A 25,172-nucleotide genomic window follows, 5' to 3' on the forward strand; every position below is an offset into this window, starting at 1 on the left:
GAGGAGAAAGATGAGCATTTTGAAGAAAGTTCTCGTGGGGGCCCTGCTCTCCACGGCGCTCGTGGCGCAGGGCGCCAACGCCGCCGACAAGAAGATCGCGCTGGTGGTCAAGGCGCTTGGCATCGGCTTTTTCGAGGCCGCCGCCGAAGGGGCCGAGGAAGCCGCCAAGGAAATCGGCGGTGTCGAGCTGATCTATACCGGCCCGACCGACACGACCGCCGAAGGCCAGATCGACGTCATCAATTCGCTGATCGCCCAGAAGGTCGACGCCATCGCGATTTCGGCCAATGACCCGGACGCGCTGGTGCCGGCGCTCAAACGCGCCATGCAGCGCGGCATCAAGGTGGTGTCGTGGGATTCCGGCGTTGCCCCCGAGGGCCGCATGGTTCATCTCAACCCGTCGTCCAATCCGCTGATCGGCAACATGATCATCAAGCTTGCCGCCGACAATCTGCCGGATGGCGGCGAGGTAGCGGTGCTTTCCGCGTCGGCGACAGCCACGAACCAGAACACCTGGATCGCGGAAATGGAAAAGGTGAAGGGCGATTACCCGGGGATCGAGGTCGTTACCACGGTTTACGGCGATGACCTGTTCGACAAGTCCTATCGCGAGACGCAAGGGTTGATCCAGTCTTATCCGGACCTGAAGGCGATCATCGCGCCGACCTCGGTCGGCATCGTCGCCGCAGCCCAGGCCGTGACCGATGAGGGCAAGATCGGCGAGATCAACGTCACCGGCCTCGGCTTGCCGTCCGAAATGGCGGCCTATGTCGAAAACGGCGCGTCGAAATCCTTCGCCATCTGGAACCCGATCGACCTCGGCTATGCCGCTGTCATGCTGTCGAACGACCTGATCGAAGGGGCCGAAGCCAAACCGGGCGCCGAGCTTTCCATGGGCCGCCTCGGCGAACTGACGCTGGACGACGACAATGCCGGGGCGATGGCCGATCCCTTCGTCTACGACAAGTCGAACATCGACAAATTCAAGGACATTTTCTGAGCTTCGCCGTGCTGAGAGGCCGTCGGTCTCGGTATCCAGACACGGGAATGCCCTCAGTCCCGATCTCCCCCCTTGAGGGGGAGATGCCCCGACAGGGGCAGAGAGGGGTGAAACCTCTCTGCCCATTCGGAGCCTGCGGCTCATGCCCGGCACCCCTCTCTGTCGCTTTCGCGAGATCTCCCCTCAAGAGGGAGATTGATGGCTGCAGCGCTCGCGCCGAGGTCTTCGTCATCAGTGGACTGCAATCATCGTCTCACAAACAATCCGGCCCGCTCATCGCGGCGGGCCGGCACCCTCAAAACACGGCAGGTCCCGATGCCCGACGCACAACAACACGCCGCCATCGCGCTGGACGGCATCACCAAGACCTTTCCGGGCGTTCGCGCGCTGTCGGATGTCTCCCTTGCGCTCTATCCGGGCGAGGTGACAGCGCTTGTCGGCGAGAACGGCGCCGGAAAATCGACGCTGGTCAAAATCCTGACGGGCATTTACCAGCCGGATGGCGGCGAGATCACCATCGGCGGTGCGCCCGTCAGTTTTCCGACGGCGGAAGCGGCAAGCGAGCATGGCGTGACCGCCATCCACCAGGAAACCGTGTTGTTCGACGCGCTGACGGTGGCCGAAAACATCTTCATCGGCCATGCGCCGACAAATCGCTTCGGGCTGATAGACTGGAAGGAGATCCACGTCCGCGCCCGCGACATTCTCGACAGTATCGGTGCGCGCATCGATCCGCGCCATCGGCTTTCCGAACTTGGCATCGCCAACCGACATATGGTGGCCGTTGCCCGCGCGCTTTCCGTCGATGCCCGCGTGGTGATCATGGACGAGCCGACGGCGGCGTTGTCGCAAAAGGAGATCGAGGAGCTTTACGAACTGGTCGAGAAGCTGAAGGCCGACGGCAAGGCGATCCTGTTCATCTCCCACAAATTCGACGAGATCTTCCGCATCGCCGACCGATACACCGTGTTTCGTGACGGGGAGATGGTAGGCGAAGGCAAGATTGCCGAGACCGACGAGAATGCGCTGGTGGAATTGATGGTCGGTCGGCCGGTCGATCAGGTCTTCCCCAAGCAGGAGGTCGCAATCGGCGAACCGGTTCTGACGGTCTCCGGCTATCGTCATCCGACCGAGTTCGAGGATATCGGCTTTTCGCTCCGGCGCGGCGAGATACTCGGCTTCTATGGTCTCGTCGGCGCAGGCCGGTCGGAATTCATGCAGGCGCTGTTCGGCATCACCCGGCCGTCGGCCGGCGCCGTGCGGATCGATGACGAGATCGCCGTCATCCGCTCGCCCTCGGAGGCGGTGAAGCAGGGCATCGTCTATGTGCCGGAAGAGCGCGGCACACAGGGCACGATTGCTGCCATGCCGATCTTCGAAAACGTCACGCTGCCATCGCTGGCCAAGGTCTCGCGCAGGGGCTTTGTCCGCATGGCCGAAGAGTTTTCTCTGGCGCGGGAATATACCGGGCGGCTGGATCTCAGGGCCGCTTCCCTCGACCAGCCCGTCGGCAATCTCTCCGGCGGCAACCAGCAGAAGGTGGTAATCGCCAAATGGTTGGCGACCCAGCCGAAAGTGATCATTCTCGATGAGCCGACCAAGGGCATCGATATCGGTTCGAAATCCGCCGTTCATGCATTCATGAGCGAGCTCGCGGGCAGGGGGCTCTCCATCATCATGGTCTCATCTGAAATTCCGGAGATTCTCGGCATGTCCGACCGGGTCATCGTCATGCGCGAGGGGCGGATCGTCGCCGAGTTTCCGCGCGAACACATGTCGGCGGAAAAGCTGGTGCGCGCGGCCGCCGGCATCGGGGCGGCGGCATGATGGCGCGCATTTTCAAACATCGCGAGGCGTTGCTCTTCGTCGCCATCCTGCTGCTTGTCGGCGCCATCGAATTGCGCTTTCCCGGCTTCGTCGCCCCGCGCAATCTCGTCTCGATCTATAACGATACGGCGATCCTGATCATTCTGGCGCTCGGCCAGGCCGCCGTTATCCTCGCGCGCGGTATCGATCTTTCCATCGCCGCCAATCTGGCGCTTTCGGGCACGATTGCCGCCCTTCTGAATGTCGCCTTTCCAGACCTGCCGGTGATCTTTTTGCTGGTGGCCGCTACCTTCAGCGGCGCGGTGCTCGGCGCCATCAACGGGCTTCTGGTCTGGCGCCTGTCGATCCCGCCGATCGTGGTGACGCTCGGCACGATGACGATTTATCGCGGCACGATCTTTCTTCTGACGGGCGGAGCGTGGGTGAACGCCCATGAGATGACCGATGCTTTCAAGGCCGTGCCGCGCGCCGTTTTTCTCGGCATTCCGGTGCTTGCCTGGTTCTCGCTCGCCGTCATCGTGTTGATGATGGTGGTGCTGGTCATGACCCGGCTCGGCCGCGCCTTCTATGCCGTCGGCGGCAATCCCCATGCGGCTGTCTATACCGGCATTTCAGTCGGTCGAACGCATTTCTTCGCCTATCTGATTGCCGGCGCGCTGGCCGGTCTTGCCGGCTATCTCTGGACCGCGCGCTATGCCGTCGCCTATGTCGACATCGCCAACGGCTTCGAGCTTGATGTGGTCGCGGCCTGCGTCATCGGCGGCATTTCGATTGCCGGCGGGGCGGGAACGGCGATCGGCGCGGTGCTGGGCGCGCTGTTCCTCGGCATCATCAAGAATGCGCTGCCGGTCATCGATGTCTCGCCCTTCTGGCAGATGGCGATTTCGGGCACGGTCATCATCATCGCGGTCGCCGTCAATGCGCGTTCCTCGCGCGTCAAGGGCCGCGTCATCCTGAAAAAAGCGGAGCATGCGCGATGAGTGTCAACGACAAGCGCTTTGTACCAGACCGCCTCCACGGCCGAGGCTACCGCATGGCGCGAAGCTGGGAGAGCCTGCTGATCGTGGTGGTCATCGCGATCTTCATCATCAACAGTTTCGCCTCGCCTTACTTCCTGGATGCGTGGAATCTGTCGGACGCGACCTTCAACTTCACCGAAAAGGCGCTGATTGCCTTTGCCATGGCTTTGGTCATCATTTCCGGCGAGATCGACCTTTCGGTTGCCGCCATCATCGCGCTCGCCTCCACCGCCATGGGCTATGCCGCTCAGTTCGGCGCGGGTACGCCGGAACTGGCGGCGATCGGGCTTGGCGTCGGCCTGTTGTGCGGCGCCTTCAACGGCTTCCTGATCACCGGTCTCGGCCTGCCGTCGATCGTCGTCACCATCGGTACGATGAGCCTGTTTCGCGGGCTGTCCTATGTTTTCCTCGGCGACAAGGCCTTTACAGGTTATCCATCGGATTTCGCCTGGTTCGGGCAGGGCTATGTGTTCTGGGTAATCTCCTTCGAATTCGTGCTGTTTGCGGTCATGGCAGTGCTTTTCGGCATCCTGCTGCATCTCACGAGCTTCGGCCGCATGGTCTATGCCGTCGGCAACAATGCCACCGCCGCGCGGTTTTCCGGCATCAGGGTCGGGCGGGTGAAATTCCTGCTTTTCCTGATGACCGGCGTGATGTCGGGCATGGCGGCGATCTGCCTTACCTCGCGGCTCGGTTCGACGCGGCCGTCGATCGCGTTTGGCTGGGAACTCGAGATCGTCACCATGGTGGTGCTGGGCGGGATCAACATTCTCGGCGGCGCCGGCACGATCATCGGCGTCGTGCTGGCAGCCTTCATCATGGGGCTGGTCACCTTCGGTTTCGGGCTGATGAATGTGCCGGGTATCGTCATGTCGATCTTCATCGGCCTGTTGCTGATCGGCGTCATTGCCCTGCCTGTGCTTTATACGCGGATCGTCCGGCGGTTCACGCGGGAACAAGTGCAATGAGCGCAATCCGCAAGGTCGCGGTCATCGACATCGGCAAGACCAATGCCAAGGTCATCCTCTATGATCTGGAGGAAGGCCGCGAAATCGATATGCGCTCGAAACGCAACGAGGTGACGGGGTATTCGCCCTATCCGCATTTTGCGGTGGATGACCTTTTCGATTTCATCCTGGAAGCGCTCGCCGCGTTTCAGCAGGCGCATGGCGTCGACGCGATCTCGGTGACCACGCACGGTGCCACGGCGGCTCTTCTGAAACGGGACGGTACGCTGGCGCTGCCAGTGCTCGACTACGAGTATGCCGGCCCGGACGAGACCCGCGCCGACTATGAAAGCATCCGCCCGTCCTTTGCCGAGACAGGCTCACCGCGGCTTGCCATGGGGCTGAATATCGGCGCGCAGCTTTTCTGGCAGAAGTCCCGGTTTCCCGAGGCATTCGCCGAGATCGATTGCGTGCTGCCCTATCCGCAATATTGGGGCTTCCGGCTGACCGGTCGTCGCGCCAGCGAGGCGACGAGCTGGGGCTGCCACACCGATCTGTGGTCGCCGCGCTCCGGACGTTTTTCCTCGCTGGTGAGTGAACTCGGTCTCTGCGGCAAGATGGGAGAGCTTGTCAAAGCCGATGACAGGCTCGGCGAGGTTCTGCCGGAAATCGCGAAGAAGACGGGGCTTGTACCCGATTGCCCGGTCTTTGCCGGCATTCACGATTCCAATGCCTCGCTGCTGCCGCATCTCTGGTCGCGCGCCCAGCCCTTTTGCGTGGTCTCAACAGGTACATGGGTTGTCGCAATGGCGGTCGGCGGCGATACGCCGGCGCTCGATGAAAGCCGGGACACGCTGATCAACGTCAATGCCTATGGCGATCCGGTGCCCTCGGCCCGGTTCATGGGCGGTCGCGTGTTCGAGTTCGCCGCGCCCGGCGGGGATGTGACCGTCAGCGAGGCGGATCGCAAGGCGATGCTGAAAAACCGGATCATGATGATGCCGTCCGTGTTCGGCGACACCGGGCCTTTCCAGGGCGTCATCGGCGGCTGGACGGTGGACGAGCATCACCTGACGTCCGGCATGCGGCTTCTGGGCGTGTCATGGTATCTGGCGCTGATGACGGCGGTCTGCCTTGACCTGGTGGGCGGTTCGGGACCGGTGATCGTCGAGGGGCCATTTGCCGAAAACCATGATTACCTCTCCATGCTGTCGGCCGCCACCGGCAGGCAGGTGGAAAAAAGTCCCGGCAGCGGCACCAGCGCGGGTGCGGCCGGTCTTGCCGTGGGCGGCGTCAAATTCTCCGCCTTCACGCCTCATCCCGAGCCTCTTGCGGGCCTTGCCGAACTCAACCGCTATGCGCATATCTGGCGGGAGCGACTGCCTGAGGCGGCGTGATCTGGAGCATTTCCGGTGATCCGGTTTTCACCGGAAATGCTTTAACCAGTTCTGCGCGATCCTTGTCATTTTCCCATGATAGATATATCAGATTGGAAAATTGATCTCTAAGGAGGCGACTTTGGCGAAAGAAGGACATAAGGCGCGGATCGCTTTCGGCTGTGCGGCCATTGCCGGACTTTATGAACCGGTTTCAATGGACGATTCCCGCGATGTGCTGGAGGCGGCATGGGACGCCGGGATCCGGCGTTTCGACACCGCGCCGTTCTATGGTCTTGGCCTTTCGGAGCAGCGCGTCGGCGATTTTCTGCGGGAGAAGCCGCGCGTCTCCTTTACCCTTTCCAGCAAGGTTGGCAGGCTGCTCGAACCGCTCGATGACGATGCGCCCGATCCGCCGCTCGGCCATCTCAGGCACAAGGTGCGCTTCGATTACAGTCATGACGGCATTATGCGCTCCTATGAGCGGAGCCTCGCCCGGCTCGGGCTGGACCGGATCGATATCCTTTATGTGCATGACATTGGCGAGTTTGCCCATGGGCCCGAAGAGAACCAGCGCCATATGCGCGATCTCACCGGTTCCGGCCTCAGAGCGCTTGAGCGGCTGAAGGCGGAAGGCGCGATCGCGGGCTTCGGCCTTGGCGTCAACGAGACGGCGGTCTGTCTCGATCTGATGGACCATGCGCATTTCGACGAGATCCTGCTTGCCGGGCGCTACACCTTGCTCGACCGCTCGGCCGAGGCGGCGCTTCTGCCGCGCGCAGAAGCCGCAGGAACGCGGCTTGTCATCGGCGGGGTGTTCAATTCCGGCATTCTGGCGACAGGGCCGGGGCCTGACGCCCATTTCAACTATGAGCCGGCAACGCCCGAAATTCAGGAGAAGGTCGCCGCGATTGGCGAAATTGCCGGGCGCTACGGCCTAGCCCTGCCGGAGGCCGCGATCAATTTTCCGGCGGCGCATCCAACCGTCTCGCACATCCTGATCGGGACCGGGAAACGCAAAAGCCTGTTGCGCAATCTGGAACAGTTCGGCACGACGCTGCCGCGGCAACTCCTCGACGAGGTCCAGCCGCTGACGATCCGCTGACCCTCAGTAGAGCCCCATATGCCGACGGAGCGCGGCATCGAAATGGGCCTTGACCGCCTCTTCGGCGGCATCCGCGTCGCGCGCCTTGCACGCCTTGAGGATCGCCACATGTTCCTGCAGCGAGCGCTGGGCGAGCGGCGGCGTCATTTTCCGTTCGAGCCGCACCAGCCGCAGATAGTGATGCATGCGCTTGTAGCCGGAATTGATCAGCGGATTTCCCAGCGCGCCGATGATGGAATCATGCAGCGCCGCCTCCAGATGCTCGATCTCCGCCAGCGCCTCGGCATCAAGCCCGGTCCGGCCGATCTTCTCCGACAGCGCCTCGTGCTCGGCGAGCAGCGCGGCAATCTCGTCATCGCTCGCCGTTTCGGCAAACACCTTCACCGCCGCGCATTCGAGGATGGTGCGGTACTGATAGGTCGAGCGCGTCAGTTCCAGCCCGGGTTTCACGAATTCGATGCCGGAGCGCGGATGGATCGTCAGCACGCCTTCGACTTCCAGAACCCGCAATGCATCGCGCAGCGGCGCGACCGGTATATCGAGCATCTCGACAAGCTGGTTCTGCGAGACGAACGCGCCGGCCGGCAGCTTCTTCGCGAAAAGATGCTCGAGAATACGCTCATAGGCAACGTCGCTGAGGCGTTTTGCGCCATGCGGCTCGGCAGCGCCGGATCTTGTCTTTTTGGAAGAAACCACTTGTCTGCTTCCCTCTTTGTCTATATTACAACTCCAATCTGATATATCAACTATCGGGAATAGTCTACCAGATGCCCATGCCTATAGCGAGCTTTCGTATCACGCGCTACCAGTTTCGTCGCCATCGTCCGATCGGCGACAGCCAGGTGCGGGCCGATGAGGTGAACGTTGCCGCGCTGGAACTGATCGCCGAGGACGGCACGGTGGGGCTCGGTTTCATGCAGTCGCTGTTCTTCCCGCTGCCATCGGCGGAAGAGCTGACGCGCGTGTTCGCCGCGGAAGTGTTTCCCGCCCTTGAGGGCCAGCAGGCAGGCGCGCTGGTGCATCGCGTTTCCCGGCCGCGCGGCGGCAAGCAGCGCGCTGCCTCCATTCCGGCCTACGAGGCCGTGCAGGTCGCGCTCTGGGACATGTTTGCCAAGCAGCTTGGCATGCCGCTCTACAAATTGCTGGGCGGCGGACACAAGGATCGGGTCCGCGCCTATGCCTCCGGGCTTGATTTCCATCTGAGCGATCACGAGTTCACCGAGCTTTTCGGCGCGGCCGACGCGCAGGGCTTCTCCGCCTTCAAGATCAAGGTCGGGCATCCCGATTTCGAATGGGACCTCAACCGGCTGGCCCTCCTGAAGAAGGCCGTGCGTCCCGACGCCGAGATCATGATCGATGCCAATGAGGCCTGGGGCGCGAAGGAAGCGCTCGTCAAGATCAACGCGATCGAGGCGCTCGGCTATCGCCTTACCTGGGTCGAGGATCCGATTCTGCGTTCGGATTTTCGCGGGCTGAAAATGTTGTGCGAGGCGACCGCCAACACGCTGATCAACTCGGGCGAATATCTCGATGCCTCCGGCAAGCGCGCGCTGATGGCGGCGGGCGCGACCGACATGGTCAATGTTCATGGCCAGATCACCGATGTCATGCATGTCGGTTGGCTTGCCGCCGAGCTTGGCGTTCCGGTCTCGCTGGGCAACACCTTTCTGGAGGTCGGCCTGCATCCCGCGCTGGCGCTGCCGGAAGTCGAATGGGTCGAATATTCGTTCCAGAACTTCGACCACCTGGTCGACGAAACCTTCGAGATTCGCGACGGCTTTTTCGTCGCCCCGGAAAGGCCCGGCCACGGCCTCGTGCTCAACGAGGCCACGCGGGCCGAATGGGCCCGTCCGGAAATCGTCGCGACTGATGCCATCGGTCCGGTGCCGCCGGGCTCGGAGCCGAAAATCCTGGCCGCTTTGGCCTGAACCAGTGACCGGACGGCTGTGCCGAGGATGCGCGAAAGCCGACGGAAACGAAACGAGGGAGGAGAGAATGATGCATATCGTGAAACTGTCCATGGCGGCTGCCGCCTTGACCGCCATTGCGGCGCCTGCATTTTCCGCCGAACTGACGGTCTGGGACTGGAAGTCCGGCGATCCGGCCGCCGCAAGCTATATTCAGGCAGCGAAGGAAAAGTTCGAGGCCGAAAATCCAGGCGATACGGTGAATTTCGTCATGCAGCCGCATGACCAGTATTACACCATTCTCGGAACGGCGCTCGCCTCGGGCAAGGGGCCGGATGTGTTCCTCTTGCATGGCGGCGCGCAGACCCGCGCGCGCATTCCAGCCCTTGTCGACCTGTCCGCGCATAGCGAGAACCTGGTCGGAACGGCTGATTTCGAGGGCGAGGACGGCAAGCTCTACGCACTGCCGATCACCATTCAGGGCTTCGTTGTCTACTATAACAAGGAGCTCTACGCCGATGCCGGCCTTGACCCGGAAAGCCCGCCGCAGACCTGGGACGAGCTTGTCGCCGTCTGCGAGGCGATCAAGGAAAAGGGCGATGTCCCCTGCTTCGCCATGGGCAACAAGGAGGGCTTCGGGGCCGAATTCCTGCTGTCCTCGCTCGCCGCTTCCATGCTGACGGATGAGCAGCAGCAGGCTTTCGCCGACGGCACGCTCAAATGGTCGAGCCCGGAGATCAGCGCCATCCTGCAGACCTGGGTCGATGAAGGCGAGATGGGCTGGTACAACAAGGGCGCCAATTCGCAGGCCAAGTTCATGGACGAGTATGAGCAGTTCATGCGCTCCGATGCCGCCAACGTCATCGGCCTGATCTCCGATGTCGCGCATTGGAAGCAGTTCGACGAATTCCTGGGCGCCGACAATCTTGGCGTCTTTATCCATCCCGCACCCGAGATGGCGTTCGACAAGCTGCGTATGCCGGTCTCGGGCGGCATCGGCTACGGCGTTAACAAGGACAGCGAACATCCAGAGCTGGCGGAGAAGCTGGCGACGACGCTCGCCGATCCGGAGCCGATCGCCGTCTTCGTCAATGATGCGGGCGTCGTTCCGGCCAGCACCGTCGTCGACACGTCGAGCCTTTCAAGCCCTTCGGTGATCGAAATTCTTGGCTATCTGAACGATCAGAGCGCGCCGACGGCGCATTCCAGCGTCACGGCGGAGGAACTGGCCGAATGGCATCGCCAGAGCCAGCTTCTGCTGAACGGCGACACCACGGTCGAAGAAGCGGCCAGCCGCATGGACGACGTGCAGGCGAAGGCCCACGGCGGCTGAGCGCGGCCTCTCATTTCAACGATCGACCTGCGGGGCTTTTCTGAGGCCCCGCAGTCATGACCAAAACAACCGGGACCGAGACTATATGGCCAAGGACCAGACAGCACCACGTCGCCGAAACCGCCTCGGGGCGGAGCGGCGCTTTGCCTATTTCTGCATCCTGCCGCCGATCATTCTGGTGCTGGTTTTCCGCATCCTGCCGCTGATCTGGGGCTTCTTCCTGTCGCTGACGGATTCCACCGGCTTCAATGATGCGTCCTTCATCGGTCTCGCAAACTATCGCGAGATGGCGGCTGACCCGAATGTCCATGCGGCGGCCCGCAATACCGGCATTCTGATCCTGTCGCTGCCGGTCTGGATCATGCTGCCCATGCTGCTGGCAACCCTCATTCACGTCGGGGTGCCGGGGGGCAAACTCTACCGCTCCGTCTATTTCTTTCCCGCCGTGCTTTCGAGCGTCATCGTCGGTTCGATCTTCAACATCGTGCTGCGCTATGATGGCGGCCTCAATGCGCTTCTCGGCATGTTCGGCATCGAGGGCGTCGACTGGCTCGGCAGCGGCTCGACAGCGCTTCTGTCGCTCTTCACCGTGCAGCTCTGGGCAACCTTCGGCATGAGCCTGCTGATCTTTCTGGCCGGCCTTTCGACGCTGTCCTCGGAAATGCTGGAGGCCGCAAGGCTCGACGGCGCCAAGCTCTGGCAGACCTGGGTCTATGTCATCATACCGGCGATGATGCCGATCATCGAATTCGTTGCGGTGGTGACCACGATCGGGGTTCTGACCAATATGTTCGGCCTGATCTATGTGCTGACGGCCGGCGGACCGGGCACGGCGACGACGCTGCCGGAATTCCTGATCTGGCTCGAGCAGGGGCAGATGAACAGGCCGGGCTATGCCGCCTCGCTTTCCATGGTGCTGTTCGCGCTGATGGGCGGGATCGCCTATCTGCAGATCCGCATCATGAACCGCAACGCCAACGTCTGAGGAAGGGGCCAACGAGAATGGCACAGGCCGGCAACAAGCAGAAACGGCTGCTCTGGGTGTTTTCCGTGCCCATGGCGCTTCTGGCGCTCAGTTGCGTCTATCCGGTTTTCTTCGCGATCAACAACGCGCTGAAGACCAACAAGGGCTATATCCTCGACCGGTTCGGGATCGTCACCGAGCCGACATTGATGAATTTCGTCGATGTCTGGAACCGTTCGGGCCTGTCGGCCTATTTCTTCAACTCCGTCGTCGTCACGCTCGGCGCGGTGCTCGTGCTGCTGGTGATCTCGTCGCTTGCCGGCTTTGCCTTCGCGGTGCTGCGCTTTCCGCTGCGCAAGCTGATCTTCGTCGTCATCCTCGCCTCGCTGATGATCCCGGTGCAGGTGGTGCTGGTGCCGTTCTACCAGACGATCATCGGCCTCAACCTGCTGAATACCAGGATCGGGCTGATCATCTCCTACACCGCGTTCTTCCTGCCGTTTTCGGTCTATCTGATGACCTCGTTCTACGCCGGCCTGCCGCGCGAACTGGTGGAGGCGGCCCGCATTGACGGGGCGAAGCTGATCCAGATCTGGTGGCATGTGATGGTGCCCATGGGCAAGCCGGCCCTGATCACGCTCGGCATCCTCAACACGCTCTACTGCTGGAACGACGTGCTGATCTCGCTGCTCGTGCTGCAGGACAAGCGCACGCTGATGGTCGGCATTGCGGCGCTGCGCGGCGAATACACCACCAATGTGCCGCTTTTGTCGGCCGGCATCGTGCTGGCGGCCGCGCCCATCGTCATTCTCTATATCATTTTCCAGCGCCAGATTGTCAGCGGCATCGCCGTCGGCGCGGTGAAAGGCTAATTCAATGGCTCAGCTTGCTCTGCGCGATATCCGCAAGTCCTATGGTTCGGTCGATGTCATCCACGGCGTTTCGCTGGAGGTGGAAGAGGGCGAACTGGTCGTCTTCGTCGGCCCGTCCGGCTGCGGCAAGTCCACGCTTCTGCGGATGATCGCAGGCCTCGAGGACATCACCGGCGGGGAGCTTACGATCGGCGGCGAGCGCATGAACGATGTCGAGCCGGCCGATCGCGGCGTGGCGATGGTGTTCCAGTCCTATGCGCTCTACCCGCATATGACCGTCGCCGACAATATGAGCTTCGGCCTCAGGATGACACGCCACCCGAAAGCCGAGATCGAGGAAAAGGTCAGGCACGCCGCCGACATCCTGCAACTGACGCCACTTCTGGAACGCAAGCCATCGCAGCTTTCCGGCGGCCAGCGCCAGCGCGTGGCGATCGGCCGGGCGATCGTGCGCAATCCGGAGGTGTTCCTGTTCGACGAGCCGCTCTCCAACCTCGATGCCGAGTTGAGGGTGCAGACCCGCGTCGAGATCGCCAAGCTGCATGCGGCGCTCGGCAATACCATGATCTACGTGACCCACGACCAGACCGAGGCGATGACGCTTGCCGACAGGATCGTGGTGCTGCGCGGCGGCCGGGTCGAGCAGATCGGCGCGCCGGTCTCGCTCTATCATGATCCCGACAATCTCTTCGTCGCGGGCTTCATCGGTTCGCCGCGCATGAACTTCCTGAAGGCCGTCGCGAATGGCGATGGCACCGTGAGTGTTGCCGGCGGCAATGTCAGGCTGCCCGACTTGCAGCATCCCCCTGCCGCCGGCCAGGAGGTCACCTTCGGCATTCGCCCCGAGCATCTCGACGCGGAGTCCGGCAATGAATTGCCGATCACCGTCGATGTGTCGGAGGAACTCGGCGCCACGACCTATGTCTATGGCACGGTCGAGGGCGGAGAGCCCGTCATCGCCGAGCGCCGCAACCGTGAAGCGCCGCGCCACGGCGAGACCATCACGCTCCGCTTCGATCCGGCCCACGCGCGGCTGTTCGACCGGGATGGCCTCAGGATAAGGTAGCGCTCGGATCGCGCTTTCACGCGACAAAGAACGCGGCGCGCCGGTGACCCCAAGCAACCACGGTGCTTCCTCCTCAAGACCCGGGGTCAAGGCGCGCTGCGAACCCGAGGGTGCGCCGCTGGAAGCCTTTTGTTAAAAAGAGGGGCGCGGCCGCCGGAATGATGTCGGCGAGGCCGGCCACATACCATCATCAATTCCCCACTGCTCCGCCCGCATGCATAGAGTGGCGCTTCAGTCTTTGATTTAAAATGATGGGTTTTGATGACTAATGTTGATTTATAACGCCTCCCCAAACCCATAGTTTCCGTCGTGAGGCATCACGGCCGCGCCGCCGTGCGGAAATTGCAAGAGAAGGGGAGGAGGATGGTCCAGCTTTATGGAAAGTCCTTGTCGCGCGCCGAACTGGCCGCGCTCAGCGGAAATGTGAGCCATGCGGCGGGCGTGCGGCTGATGCAGCTCAATGACGGGCTCGAGCGCGGCATCCGTATGCTGGAATTCCGTTCCGGCACGGGGCTTCGGTTTACCGTCCTGATCGATCGCGCCTTGGATATCGCGGACTGCGACTATCGCGGTCAGGCGATCGGCTGGCACAGCCCGGCGGGCTTCCGCCACCCGGCGCTGCATGAATATGAGGGCGAAGGCGGTCTTGGATTCATGCGGAGTTTCTCCGGCCTGATGATCACCTGCGGTCTAGACCATATCCTGTTCATGAACGACACCGAGACCAGCTCCTATGTCTACGGCCCGCGCCAAAAGGCCTCTCATTCGCTGCATGGACGGGTCGGCACCATCCCGGCGCGGCTGAGCGGATATGGCGAGCGCTGGGAGGGCGACAGGCTGATCCTGTGGGCCGAGGGCGTGGTGACGCAGGCGGCGGTCTTCGGCGAGCATCTCGAACTGCACCGGCGGATCGAGATCGAGGCCGGCACAAGCGACATCCGTCTCAGCGACCGGGTGGTCAATGCCGGCTTCTACCGCACGCCGCACATGTTCTGCTATCACATCAATGTCGGCCATCCGGTGCTGGAAGAGGGCGCGCGCTATCTCGCGCCGATCCGCGATGTGGTCAACGTGGCGCATGCCGACAGCTATGAGAAGCAAGGCGTTGGCTACCGCACGCTGTCCGGCCCGCAGATGAATTTCCATGAGCAGGTCTGGCAGCATGAGATGGCGGCCGACGACAATGGCGCGGTTCCGGTCGCGCTCGTCAACGATCGGCTCGGTCTTGGCCTCATGGTCACGACCAAAAAGCATCAATTTCCCTGCCAGTATGAATGGCAGAACCTGCAGGCGGGCCAGTATGCGCTGGGGATCGAGCCCGCGACCCATCATGTTCTCGGCAATAATGCGGCGCGCGAGCGCCGCGAGATGATCTGGCTCGAACATGGCGACGAGCGCCGTTACGACACGGTGTTCTCCGTCCTCCCCGATGCGCAGGCGATTGCGGCAGCGGAAGCCGGAATCCGCGCGATCGCGATCCAGCCGGAGAGCGATTACCCCGCCGCCAGCGGCAATTTCCGGCCGATTGAGGGGCGCGGGGCATGAGCGTCCGTTTCGTCATGACCGGCCGGCGGGTGCTCTATACCGGCGGGGCCGGCGGGCTTGGCGCGGAGACGACCCGAGCGCTGCTTTCCGCCGGCGCGGAGGTGCATGTGCTGGATTTCGACGCGGAGAAGATCGCGGCGCTTGAAGGTGCCGCGTCCGAAGCCACGGCGGATCGCCTTCATCTCCACCGCATCGACCTTCTGGACAAGCCGGCGTTGGCCGGGCTTCTCGGGACGCTTGCGGCCGAGCGCGCGATCGATGTCGTGATCAACAATGCGGCGATCTACCCCTCCAAGCCGTTCGAGGATTATTCCGATGCCGAACTGGCGGCGGTTCATGGGGTCAATGTCGAGGCGGCGCAGCTATGCACCCGTGCGGCGCTTCCCGGTATGCGGGCGCAGAACTGGGGTCGCATCCTGAACGTCACCTCGATCACGCTTTCCGGCCAATGGGAAAATCTCGTGCCTTACGTCCAGTCGAAGGGATCGCTCCTGGGTCTGACGCGGGCCTGGGCGCGGGAATTCGGCAAATGGGGCGTGACCGTGAATGCGATCGCGCCGGGCGCCTTTCCGACGGATGCGGAGAAGATCCACCCCGATCCCGAAGGCTACAACGCCATGGTGCTGGACCGGCAGGCCGTCAAGCGGCGCGGCAGCGCGAACGATATCGCGGCCGCCGTCATGTTTCTGGCCTCCGAAGAGGCCGGCTTCATCACCGGACAATCGCTGGCCGTCAATGGCGGCTGGGTCATGGAGTGAATGAAATGGGAATTCTGAGCGGATATACGGTGCTGGACTGCTCGATCGCCATGGCGGGCCCGTTCGCGGCCCAGCGTCTCGGCGATCTCGGCGCCGATGTGATCAAGATCGAGCCGGTGACCGGCGAATGGCAGCGTCATGCGCCTGCCGGCGGCGTGACCGGAAACGAGGTCAATGTCTCTTTCCTGTCGCTCAACCGCAACAAGCGCTCTCTGGCGGTGGATCTCAAATCCGATGAGGGCCGCAAGATCATCCGGCGGCTGGTGAAGACGGCTGATGTCTTCATCCAGAACTACCGCGCCGGCGTCGCCGGGCGTCTGGGTGTGGATTACGAGACGCTGTCGGCCATCAATCCCGGCCTGATCTATGTGTCGATGACCGGCTTCGGCGAGGATGGCCCCTATGCGAAGCGACCGGGGCAGGACCTGCTGCTGCAGGCCATTTCCGGCGCGATGATGTCGACCGGGCGCGCTGGCGAGCCGCCGCAGGCCTCAGGCCAGTACATCGTCGATGCGGTCACCGCCTACACCGCCTTCGAGGGCGCGCTCGCAGCGCTCTTGCACCGGGAGCGGACCGGCGAGGGGCAGAAGGTCGAGGTCAACATGCTTGACGCGATCACCACCATCCAGATGCAGGAATTGTCGGTCTTCACCGTCGGCCACAAGCCGCAGACCCGCAGCGCCGAGCCGCACGCCCATGTCTATATCCGCTCGCCCTATGGCACCTTTGCGACGACCGACGGCTATATCGCGCTCGCCATGCCGCAGTTCGAGGCGATGGCCAAGGCGCTGGACGAGCCGCGCCTTGCCGATCTCGACGAGATGAAGGCCGGTTGGGAAGACCGCGACGACGTCTTCGCGCTGACTCGCGAGGCGATCGGCAAATTCTCCACCGCCGACGCGCTGGAACGCCTGAATGCGCACGGCATCTGGGCCGGGCCGGTCTACACCTATGCCGATCTCGTGGCCGACCCCCAGATCGCCCATAACGGCACATTCGTCGAATATGACCATGCGACGGAAGGCCGGGTGAAGACGCCGGGCTTCCCGATCCGCTTCTCGCGCACACCGTCCGAGGTCCGCTATGGCGCGCCGCGCGTCGGCGAACACACAAACGAGGTTTTGACCGCCGCCGGGTTCTCCGATGACGAGATCGTCGAAATGGCGAAGTCCGGCGCGATCAAGAGCCTGGACGCATAGGATTTCGTGGCCTGGCTTGGCCCGGCCGCAGAAAAAATAAACTGGAGGAGGCCAGGATATGAACGCGCCCGATACACGGGAACTGACGCTGGACGTGTCGGGGCATGTCGCCACGATCACGTATAACCGGCCCGCGAAACTGAACGCGATGACCCCGGAAATGGCGCGCCTGCTCGAAGAAGCCGTTGCTGCCTGCAACGACGCCGACGATGTGCGCGTGGTGATCCTGACGGGCACCGGCAAGGCGTTTTGCGCGGGCTCCGATATCGCGCTGCTGGAGACCTATGAAACGCCCTGGGCGTTTCGCAATCGCACCGAATATTGCGACATTCTGCGCGCTTTGCGCAAACCCTCGATCGCGGCGATCAACGGCTATGCCTTTGGCGGAGGGCTGGAAATGGCGATGTCCTGCGATATCCGCCTCGCCTCGGACAATGCGAAACTGGGCGCGCCGGAGATCAAGCTCGGTTGGATCGGCGGCGGCGGCATGACCGCGCATCTGGCGCAGTCGATCGGCCCGTCCAATGCGGCGCTGATGGTGATGACCGGCGAGCCGGTCACGGCGCAGCAGGCCCTTTCCTGGGGGCTGGTCAGTGACGTGACGGCGCCGGAGGCGCTGATGGACCGCGCCCACGAAATCGCCGGGCAGATCGCCGCCCGCGCGCCGATTGCCGCGGAAACCGCCAAGGCCAATCTGAAGGCGGCCTTCAACATGCCGCTGGAACAGGCCGTCGCCTATGAACGCGACCTGCAGACGATCTGCTTTGCGACCGAAGACGCGCATGAAGGCCGCGCCGCCTTCGCTGAAAAGCGCGCCGCGACGTTTGCGAAGAGGTGATGCCACGATGACCCGTCTCAAAACACTGGTGAAACACCGCGAATTTTCCGTCTTTGCGATGTTGATCCTGGTCGCGCTCTACTTAAGCTTCTCCAACGACTACTTTCTTTCGCAGCGAAATCTCATGAATGTCGGCCGTCAGGGCTCGGTGGTCGCCATCGTCGCGCTAGGCCAGGCGCTGGTCATTATCGCGCGCGGGATCGATCTTTCCGTCGGCTCGGTGGTCGGGCTTTCGGCGGTCTGCGCGGCCATCGTGCTGCAGACGACGGATTCGAACATTCTCGCGCTGGCCGCAGGCCTCGGCGCCGGCCTCTCCGCCGGCGTGCTCAACGGTCTGATGGTCACCCGGTTCCGCATCAACCCGTTCATCGCGACGCTCGGCATGCTGTCGATCGCGCGCGGCGTGGCGCTTCTGATGACGGGCGGCATTCCCGTCACCTTCATGGGCTGGGCCGAAGTGCTGGGCGCGGGCCGTGTGTTCGATATCCCGGTCTCGGTGATCCTCATGATCGGGCTTGCGATCCTTGTGCATCTGATCGCCACCCGCACCGTCACGGGGCGGGAAATCTATGCCGTCGGCGACAATCCCAAGGCCGCGCGTCTGGCGGGTATCGATACCGGGCGCATCCGCATGGTGGTCTTTGCCTTCTGCGGCCTGCTTGCAGGTCTCGGCGGCATCATTCTCGCCGGCAACCTTGCAAGCGCCGACCCCAATCTGGGCATGGGCTACGAGCTTGACGTCATTGCCGCCGTCATTCTCGGCGGCACCGCGCTCAGCGGCGGGCGCGGCTCGATCATCGGCGTCTTTATCGGCGCCATGCTCATGGCGCTCTTGAACAACGCATTCGTCCTGCTGGGCATTTCGGCCTACTGGCAGGTCGTGACCAAGGGGCTCATCATCATCCTCGCCGTGGGGGTGGACGGGCTTCACCGAGGAGACGAGGCCGAGGACTGATCCGATCCGGATCGCACCTGCTGAAACTAGGAGGAAGCAACATGAAACTGCGTGGTTTCGCTGCGGCGCTTGTGGCCGCGACAATCTGGAGCGGGGCGGCAATGGCCCAGAGCCTGCCTGAAGGCGGCACCGTCGAGGCGGTGGAGAAGGCCGGGGACAATGTCCGGATCGCCTTCCTGTCGTTCCAGAACAACCCGTTCTGGATCCCGGTCACCGAGGGCGCGATGGCGGCGAAGGACTATCTGGCCGAATTCAACGGCACGCTCGACTATGTCGATCTCGGCGACGACCTGTCGGCGGAAGCGGTGGTTTCGGGCATCGAGGCGGCCCTTGCCCAGCAATATGACGGCATCGTCGTCGTGCCGATCTTCGATGGCACCGCCCGCATCATCAACGAGGCAACGGAAGAAGGCGTTCCGGTGTTCTCCATCATCGCCGAGGGCGCTGTTCCGTCCAAGCGTCTTTCCTTCATGGGGCAGGACGCCACCGCCGCCGGCCAGCAGATCGGCGAATTCATCAACGAAAAGATGGACGGCGACGGCAAGCTCGGGGTGATCACCGGCTATTTCGGCGCGACCCAGCACCAGATGCGCATGAACGGCGCGCTCGACTATCTGAAGGAAAACGCGCCCGACATCGAGATCATCGGCCCGTTCGAAAACCGCGACAAGGCCGAGAGCGCCTATTCGCTGGTGCAGGACATGTATACCGCCAATCCCGATCTCGAAATGGTCTATGTGACGGCCGGTGGGCCTTATGGCGCTGCAAAGGCCGTCCAGGACCTCGGTCTGACGGGCAAGGTCGGCGTCGTCGGTTTCGACCATACGCCGGAAAACATGGCTTATCTGGAAACCGGCGAAATGGTCGGCCTGCTTGACCAGGCACCTTTCCAGCAGGCGTTTGACAGTTCGGTCATGCTTTTCAACCATCTGGTTGCCGGCACCGAAGTGCCGGAACTGATCGAGGCCGACGGCAATCTCATCACGCCGGCGGACGTCGCGAAATGAACCCGGAAACGGGCCATAAACCCGAAGGGGGCGGCGGCAATGCCGCCCCCAGGATCAGGCTGACCGGGATTTCCAAGAGCTTCGGTCCGGTCAAGGTGCTTGAGGATGTCTCGCTCTCGCTTGCGCCGGGCGAGGTCATCGGGCTTCTCGGCGAAAACGGCGCGGGCAAATCGACGATGATGAACATCGTCTCCGGCGGATTGAAGCCGGATACCGGCGAAATTCTTTACGACGGCGCGGAGGTCCGGTTCTCCTCCTTCGCCGAGGGGATCGAGGCGGGCATCGCCTTCGTCCATCAGGAACTCTCCGTCGTCGGCGCGCTCAGCGTCGCGGAAAACCTGTTTCTGGGGCGCATGCCCCGCAACGCCATCGGCCTTGTCGACCGGGACAAGATGCGCCGCGAGGCGCAGGGCATGCTGGACGCCGTGGGCGCCGGCGGCATAGATGCCGCGCGCCTCGCCGGAAACCTGCGCGCCGGCGAGCAGCAGCTTGTCGAGATTGCCCGCGCCGCCGCGCGCGATCCGCGCCTTCTGATCCTTGACGAGCCGACCTCGTCGCTGACGCCGCACGAGGTCGAGGGCTTCCTCGATTTCGTCCGCCGCGCGCGCGATGCCGGCACGGCGATCATCTTCATCACCCACCGTCTGGACGAGGCGATGTCCATCTGTGACCGCCTGCTCGTGCTGCGCAATGGCTGCGTCGTTTCCGACCGCCGGCCGGCGGAGACGACCAAGGACCGGATTATTGCCGACATGACCGGCAAGACGGCGCTGTTTTCCCACGCGGACCGAGCGATCACATCGACAAAGATTGCGCTGGAGCTATCAGGCGTCAGCGTACCGGGCGTGCTGGAGGATGTCAGCTTCTCGGTGCGCAAGGGCGAGATTTTCGGCCTTTTCGGCCTTGTCGGTGCCGGGCGGACGGAGCTTCTGGAAACCATATGCGGCGCACGCCGCAAGGCGGCCGGCGCGATCACGCTCGATGGCGCGCCGCTTGCGCCGCGTAATCCCGCCGAGGCGCTGCAGCGCGGCATCGCCCTGGTGCCGGAGGGCCGCAAGACGGCGGGTATCCTGCCGCAGCATTCGGTTCGACGCAACGCATCGGCGTCGTCGCTCAGAAGCTTCGCCCGCCTCGGTGTTGTTTCGGGTGGACGCGAGGCCGGCGCGGTTGCCGATGAGCTTTCGGCGCTCTCCGTTCGGATGGAGCACGACGGTCGGCCGATCACCACGCTTTCCGGCGGCAATCAGCAGAAGGTGATTTTTGCCCGCGCGCTTCTGTCTGGCCCCACGCTTCTTTTGCTGGACGAACCGACCCATGGGGTTGATGTTGGGGCCAAGGCCGAAATCTACGATATCATACGCGCTGCCGCGGACGAGGGGCTGACGGTGATCGTCGCTTCCTCCGAGCTCCCGGAGATCACTGGCCTTTGCGATCGCGTCGGGGTCTTGTCAAAAGGCCGGTTGGCTGGCGTACTGGCGCGGGATGAGATGGACGAGGCCGAGATCCTGCGCCTTGCCTTCAGTGAACATGAAAGAGAGACATGACGCATTTTGACCTGGACGAAAACGGCATCTGGCTTGGGCGCGTTTGGCTGCCCGAGGCGGAAGGGCCTGCCGTGGTCACCTGCCGCGAGGGCCGGGTGATCGATATCACCGCAAAGGCTGGCGCAACTGTGCGCGACATCTGCGAGATGGACGACCCTGCCGGCTATGTCGCGGCGGCAGAGGGCCGCGATCTCGGCGCGCTCGCCGACCTTCTTGGCGCTGATCCGGCTGATCGGACGACGATGCACTTCCTGGCCCCGACCGATCTTCAGGCGATCAAGGCCTGCGGGGTGACCTTCGCGCGCTCCATGGTCGAGCGCGTGATCGAGGAACAGGCCGCCGGCGATCCGAAACGCGCCGAGACGATCCGCGCGCGCATCGGCACGCTGATCGGCGACAGCCTGCGCAATATCAAGGCCGGCTCCGACGAGGCGCAGAAGGTCAAGGCGGCGCTTCACGCCGAGGGGCTGTGGAGCCAGTATCTGGAAGTCGGCATCGGCCCGGATGCCGAGGTCTTCACCAAGTCGCAGCCGATGTCCGCCGTCGGCTACGGCGCGGAGATCGGCATTCTGCAGATATCGCAGTGGAACAATCCCGAGCCGGAAGTCGTGCTGCTGGTGAACAGCCGCGGCGACATTCTCGGCGCGACGCTCGGCAATGACGTCAACCTGCGGGATATCGAGGGCCGGTCGGCGCTGCTGCTCGGCAAGGCCAAGGACAACAACGCCTCCTGCGCCATCGGCCCGATGTTCCGCCTGTTCGGCAAGGGCTTCGGGATGGATGATGTGCGGGCGATGCAGCTTGACCTGCGCGTCGACGGCCCGGAGGGCTATGTGCTCCACGGCCAGTCCTCGATGTCGGAGATCAGCCGCGATCCGGCTGATCTCGTCCGCCAGACCGTCGGCGCGCATCACCAGTATCCGGATGGTTTCGTGCTTTTCCTCGGAACGCTGTTCGCGCCGACCGAGGACCGCGACGTGCCGGGCGAGGGCTTTACCCACAAGACCGGCGACCGGGTGACCATCTCCAACCCCGCCCTTGGCGCGCTTGCCAACACGGTGCGCTACGCCTCCGATTGCGCGCCGTGGAGCTTTGGGGCCGGCACGCTGATGAAAAACCTCGCCGCGCGAAATCTGCTTTGAAAACCTGCTTTCGATCCGCCTTCTCCAGGCTCATCGCATCGGAATGTTTTCGCGAAAGATGACCTGGAGCCGGGGCGGGTATTCCGGCTCCATCTCGCCGCGAACGGCGGCTGACAGCATGCGCAGGATCTCGCGCGCCTCGATGCGGGGGTTCTGGTCGATCACGGCGTCCATGGTCCGGTCCAGAAGGGCGGTGCGGGTGGTATCGGTCAGGTCGTGGCCGATGAACACGACATCGCGGCTCTTGCGCGTTTCCTTCAGCGCCTGGACGATGCCCTGATTGCCCGCGCCGATGCTGTATATTCCATCGATATCGGCACGCTCCAGCAATTGCCGCGTTTGTTGATAGGCCTTGGAGCGGTCATCGCCCACTTCGCCGAAATGGACGATCTCGAGTTCGGGGAAATCCTCCGCCAGCAGCGAGCGGAAGCCCATTTCGCGCTCCTCATGCCCGCGATAGGCGAGCGAGCCGATGAACACGGCGATCTTGTGGCGCTTTCCATGGTTGAGAAACCGCCCCAGCAGAAGCCCGGCCAGACGGCCGGCGGCGCGATTGTCGATGCCGACATAGCCGACCTTTGATATCGCCGAAATGTCGGAGACGAGGGTGGCGATGCGAATGCCTTTCCTTGAAAGCTGCGTCAGTTCCTCGCGCAGCATCGGGTGATCGGGCGCGACGATCCCGATGGCGTCGCATTTTCCCTCGACGGCGCGCAGCGCGGCGACATAGGCGTCAGGACCGGGATTGACGACCTCTTCCACCTGAACCGAGACCTCCGGACGGGCCTGAGCCTCCTCCAGAAGCTGGGTGCGCAGCCCGCGCATGAAGCTGTTGGGCCCTTCGGGCAGAAAGAACACGATGCGGACGGCCTTGCCCTTCTGGGTTTCGGTGAGGCCGAAATAGCCGAGCTGGCGCGCGGCCTCCATCACGATCGAGCGGGTACGCCCGCGCACGCCGGCCCGGTCGTTCAGCACGCGATCCACGGTCGCCGGTGAAACGCCCGCGAGCCGTGCGATCTCCGACATGGTGACGCGCATGGTGAAACCCTCATGAGAACATCAGAAAACAAATCATTTTCAATCATCATGAGGCCGTGATCAATGGCCCGCGACACAAGAAATCCAGCGATAGATACGGAACGACCCCGGCGATCACGGATCGATTGCCGTCACCGCCGGGGCCTCCGGGAGGAGCCCTGTGATGTGCTCAGGCCGACCGGCGCTGCACCAGATAGACGTGGTCGCAGGCCATCACCACTTCGTCGCGCTGGTTCTTCACGCGCACTTCTTCGATGACGCGGCCGTAATCGGGTCGCTTCGGGTCGTCCTCGCAGCGCGCGATCGTCAGCACGGTATGGATGGTGTCGCCGATGAAGACGGGTTTCGGAAAGCGCAGCCGCTCATAGCCATAGGTGAAGGAGAGCGGGTTGATTTCCGAGGCCGAAAGCCCGATGCCGATCGCGAACGTCATCGTGCCATGGGCGATGCGCTGGCCGAAGGGCGTCGATTTCATGTGTTCGGCATCCATGTGATGCGGAAAGAAATCGCCGGTATGGCCGGCATGGACCACGAAATCGGTCTCGGTGATCGTGCGGCCATAGGTGCGGCGTTCCTCGCCGACGGCAATATCCTCGAAATGGCGGGGACGCTCCATCAGAAACTCTCCTCGAAAAGCCGGTTGATCCGACCGATTGTTGCGTGAGGGGTGGCGCCGTCCCTGAGCGCTTCGTTGAGCGCCTCGGAAGCCTCTGCCTGGAAGCGCATATAGCCGTTATGGCGCGGTCGCAGATAGGCGGTCTCCAGCGTTTTGCGGGTATTGCGATAGAAATCATGGGTCCTGGCGTTGACGGCGTCGTCGGTCCAGCCGGCGTCGTGGCCGGGCTGACCGCCCGCTTCGGGGTAGAGCCCGGACTGAACCGCGCCGCCCGCCACCCAATAGGCATAGTCGACGGCGGCCTGTTTGTTTTGCGAAAAGGCCGAAACGGCAATGCCGGTGCCGCCGAGCGCGGAGCCGCGAGGGCCATTGTCCCCAAGCGCCGGAATATCGGTAAAGGTCAGGCGGTGCGGGCGGAAGCCGTCCATCGCATAGTTCACATAGCCGTAGATATAGGGCGAGAGAACGGCTTTCGATCCGGGTGCGGCCAGCGCCTCGAGCACCGCGATCGGGTCCATCGCGAAATTGTCCGCGGGCACGAGGCTCGCAAGCTCCGCCAGCATCTCGTAGACGGCAATGCCGTCCGCCTCGCCGATCAGCGGCCCGGGGCCATCATTGCGGCAGGGCGTGCCGATATTGGCGGCGAGCGTATAGAATGTCATCAGGCTGTGGGGCGGGCGCAGCGGCAGCAGGACGCGGCCCTCGCGGGCGAGGCCGATCAGGCTCTCCCAATCGTTGGGAACGGATGAAAGCAGGTCTTCCCGGTAAGCCATCACCTGGCTTGCGGCATCCAGCGGAAACGCCCATTGGCGGCCATTATAGTTGTAGCTCGGATAGGAAGCGCCGACGGAGCCTTCCGCAAGCGCCTTGCGCTCATCCTCGCGACCTTCGACATCAAGCGGCGCCAGGCAGTTTTCCGCTGTGATCTGGCCCACATGCGGGTGGTCGATGACGATCATATCGTATTGCCGGGCCAGTTCCTCGACGGGAAAGCTTTCGAAATCCTGCAGGCTGCGCTTGTCCCACTCGATCGATACGCCGGTTTTTTCCTGCCACAGCCGGGCGCTCGCCACCATCGGATCGTAGCCGCGGGGATGGTTCCAGGTCATGCCTT

23 protein-coding genes are annotated in these 25,172 nt (G+C 63.1%); 19 read left to right on the forward strand and 4 right to left on the reverse strand.

The genetic code is table 11. From position 1 onward, the window contains the following. Positions 1-10: 10 nt before the first annotated feature. The 6 genes from rhaS to Mame_RS23605 all read left to right on the forward strand — a co-directional run bounded on the left by rhaS (position 11) and on the right by Mame_RS23605 (position 7,274). On the forward strand, positions 11-1,000 hold the full coding sequence (gene rhaS / locus Mame_RS23580; protein WP_018064014.1) for a rhamnose ABC transporter substrate-binding protein: 990 nt from the start codon (positions 11-13) through the stop codon (positions 998-1,000). 315 nt (positions 1,001-1,315) lie between these two features. Beyond that, positions 1,316-2,827 (forward strand): sugar ABC transporter ATP-binding protein, encoded by a 1,512-nt coding sequence (locus Mame_RS23585; RefSeq protein WP_018064015.1) that lies wholly within the window; start codon positions 1,316-1,318, stop codon positions 2,825-2,827. Next, positions 2,824-3,807 (forward strand): ABC transporter permease, encoded by a 984-nt coding sequence (locus Mame_RS23590; protein ID WP_026173346.1) that lies wholly within the window; start codon positions 2,824-2,826, stop codon positions 3,805-3,807. The genes Mame_RS23585 and Mame_RS23590 overlap by 4 nt, the downstream gene beginning before the upstream one ends. Further along, the gene (locus Mame_RS23595; RefSeq protein ID WP_018064017.1) at positions 3,804-4,814 is read left to right on the forward strand and encodes an ABC transporter permease; all 1,011 of its coding nucleotides are present in this window, start codon (positions 3,804-3,806) and stop codon (positions 4,812-4,814) included. The genes Mame_RS23590 and Mame_RS23595 overlap by 4 nt, the downstream gene beginning before the upstream one ends. After that, on the forward strand, positions 4,811-6,190 hold the full coding sequence (locus Mame_RS23600; RefSeq protein ID WP_018064018.1) for an FGGY-family carbohydrate kinase: 1,380 nt from the start codon (positions 4,811-4,813) through the stop codon (positions 6,188-6,190). The genes Mame_RS23595 and Mame_RS23600 overlap by 4 nt, the downstream gene beginning before the upstream one ends. Before the next feature lie 121 nt (positions 6,191-6,311). After that, positions 6,312-7,274 (forward strand): aldo/keto reductase, encoded by a 963-nt coding sequence (locus tag Mame_RS23605; RefSeq protein WP_018064019.1) that lies wholly within the window; start codon positions 6,312-6,314, stop codon positions 7,272-7,274. Positions 7,275-7,277: 3 nt separating this feature from the next. Here the strand turns inward: Mame_RS23605 and Mame_RS23610 are convergent, their stop codons facing one another. Further along, positions 7,278-7,970: a GntR family transcriptional regulator gene (locus Mame_RS23610; RefSeq protein ID WP_018064020.1), complete on the reverse strand. Its 693-nt coding sequence runs from the start codon at positions 7,968-7,970 to the stop codon at positions 7,278-7,280. Positions 7,971-8,047: 77 nt separating this feature from the next. Here Mame_RS23610 and Mame_RS23615 point away from each other — a divergent pair, with 77 nt between their 5' ends. The 13 genes from Mame_RS23615 (at position 8,048) to Mame_RS23675 (ending at position 22,404) form a co-directional block, all read left to right on the forward strand. Then, positions 8,048-9,202, forward strand: a complete 1,155-nt coding sequence (locus tag Mame_RS23615; protein WP_033409798.1) for a mandelate racemase/muconate lactonizing enzyme family protein — start codon at positions 8,048-8,050, stop codon at positions 9,200-9,202. Between the two features lie 70 nt (positions 9,203-9,272). Beyond that, positions 9,273-10,514: an ABC transporter substrate-binding protein gene (locus Mame_RS23620; protein ID WP_210162236.1), complete on the forward strand. Its 1,242-nt coding sequence runs from the start codon at positions 9,273-9,275 to the stop codon at positions 10,512-10,514. Positions 10,515-10,599: 85 nt separating this feature from the next. After that, complete coding sequence (locus Mame_RS23625) at positions 10,600-11,499, forward strand: carbohydrate ABC transporter permease (protein WP_018064023.1); 900 nt, start codon at positions 10,600-10,602, stop codon at positions 11,497-11,499. 17 nt (positions 11,500-11,516) lie between these two features. Continuing rightward, positions 11,517-12,350 carry a carbohydrate ABC transporter permease gene (locus Mame_RS23630; protein ID WP_018064024.1) on the forward strand — a complete coding sequence of 278 codons (834 nt, stop codon included), beginning with the start codon at positions 11,517-11,519 and terminating at the stop codon, positions 12,348-12,350. Positions 12,351-12,354: 4 nt separating this feature from the next. Beyond that, a complete protein-coding gene (locus Mame_RS23635; RefSeq protein WP_018064025.1) occupies positions 12,355-13,416 on the forward strand; it encodes an ABC transporter ATP-binding protein in 1,062 nt (353 codons plus the stop codon). A 363-nt stretch (positions 13,417-13,779) separates the two neighbouring features. After that, positions 13,780-14,961: an aldose 1-epimerase family protein gene (locus tag Mame_RS23640; RefSeq protein ID WP_018064026.1), complete on the forward strand. Its 1,182-nt coding sequence runs from the start codon at positions 13,780-13,782 to the stop codon at positions 14,959-14,961. After that, on the forward strand, positions 14,958-15,719 hold the full coding sequence (locus Mame_RS23645) for an SDR family NAD(P)-dependent oxidoreductase (protein ID WP_018064027.1): 762 nt from the start codon (positions 14,958-14,960) through the stop codon (positions 15,717-15,719). Before Mame_RS23640 ends, Mame_RS23645 begins: the two co-directional genes overlap by 4 nt. A gap of 5 nt (positions 15,720-15,724) precedes the next feature. Beyond that, a complete protein-coding gene (locus Mame_RS23650) occupies positions 15,725-16,918 on the forward strand; it encodes a CaiB/BaiF CoA transferase family protein (RefSeq protein ID WP_018064028.1) in 1,194 nt (397 codons plus the stop codon). 58 nt (positions 16,919-16,976) lie between these two features. Then, complete coding sequence (locus Mame_RS23655; RefSeq protein WP_018064029.1) at positions 16,977-17,756, forward strand: enoyl-CoA hydratase/isomerase family protein; 780 nt, start codon at positions 16,977-16,979, stop codon at positions 17,754-17,756. A gap of 7 nt (positions 17,757-17,763) precedes the next feature. Next, a complete protein-coding gene (locus Mame_RS23660; protein ID WP_018064030.1) occupies positions 17,764-18,711 on the forward strand; it encodes an ABC transporter permease in 948 nt (315 codons plus the stop codon). Between the two features lie 41 nt (positions 18,712-18,752). Next, positions 18,753-19,718 (forward strand): sugar ABC transporter substrate-binding protein, encoded by a 966-nt coding sequence (locus Mame_RS23665; RefSeq protein WP_018064031.1) that lies wholly within the window; start codon positions 18,753-18,755, stop codon positions 19,716-19,718. Next, positions 19,715-21,262: a sugar ABC transporter ATP-binding protein gene (locus tag Mame_RS23670; protein WP_018064032.1), complete on the forward strand. Its 1,548-nt coding sequence runs from the start codon at positions 19,715-19,717 to the stop codon at positions 21,260-21,262. The genes Mame_RS23665 and Mame_RS23670 overlap by 4 nt, the downstream gene beginning before the upstream one ends. After that, complete coding sequence (locus Mame_RS23675; protein ID WP_018064033.1) at positions 21,259-22,404, forward strand: fumarylacetoacetate hydrolase family protein; 1,146 nt, start codon at positions 21,259-21,261, stop codon at positions 22,402-22,404. Before Mame_RS23670 ends, Mame_RS23675 begins: the two co-directional genes overlap by 4 nt. A 30-nt stretch (positions 22,405-22,434) precedes the next feature. Here the strand turns inward: Mame_RS23675 and Mame_RS23680 are convergent, their stop codons facing one another. The 3 genes from Mame_RS23680 to Mame_RS23690 form a co-directional block, all read right to left on the reverse strand. Continuing rightward, positions 22,435-23,442 (reverse strand): LacI family DNA-binding transcriptional regulator, encoded by a 1,008-nt coding sequence (locus tag Mame_RS23680; protein WP_018064034.1) that lies wholly within the window; start codon positions 23,440-23,442, stop codon positions 22,435-22,437. A 169-nt stretch (positions 23,443-23,611) separates the two neighbouring features. Continuing rightward, complete coding sequence (locus tag Mame_RS23685) at positions 23,612-24,058, reverse strand: MaoC/PaaZ C-terminal domain-containing protein (RefSeq protein WP_018064035.1); 447 nt, start codon at positions 24,056-24,058, stop codon at positions 23,612-23,614. After that, positions 24,058-25,167, reverse strand: coding sequence for an ABC transporter substrate-binding protein (locus Mame_RS23690; RefSeq protein ID WP_018064036.1), 1,110 nt, complete (start codon positions 25,165-25,167; stop codon positions 24,058-24,060). Before Mame_RS23690 ends, Mame_RS23685 begins: the two co-directional genes overlap by 1 nt. Positions 25,168-25,172 lie beyond the last annotated feature (5 nt).

This window comes from Martelella mediterranea DSM 17316 (genome assembly GCF_002043005.1).
Lineage (GTDB): Bacteria > Pseudomonadota > Alphaproteobacteria > Rhizobiales > Rhizobiaceae > Martelella > Martelella mediterranea.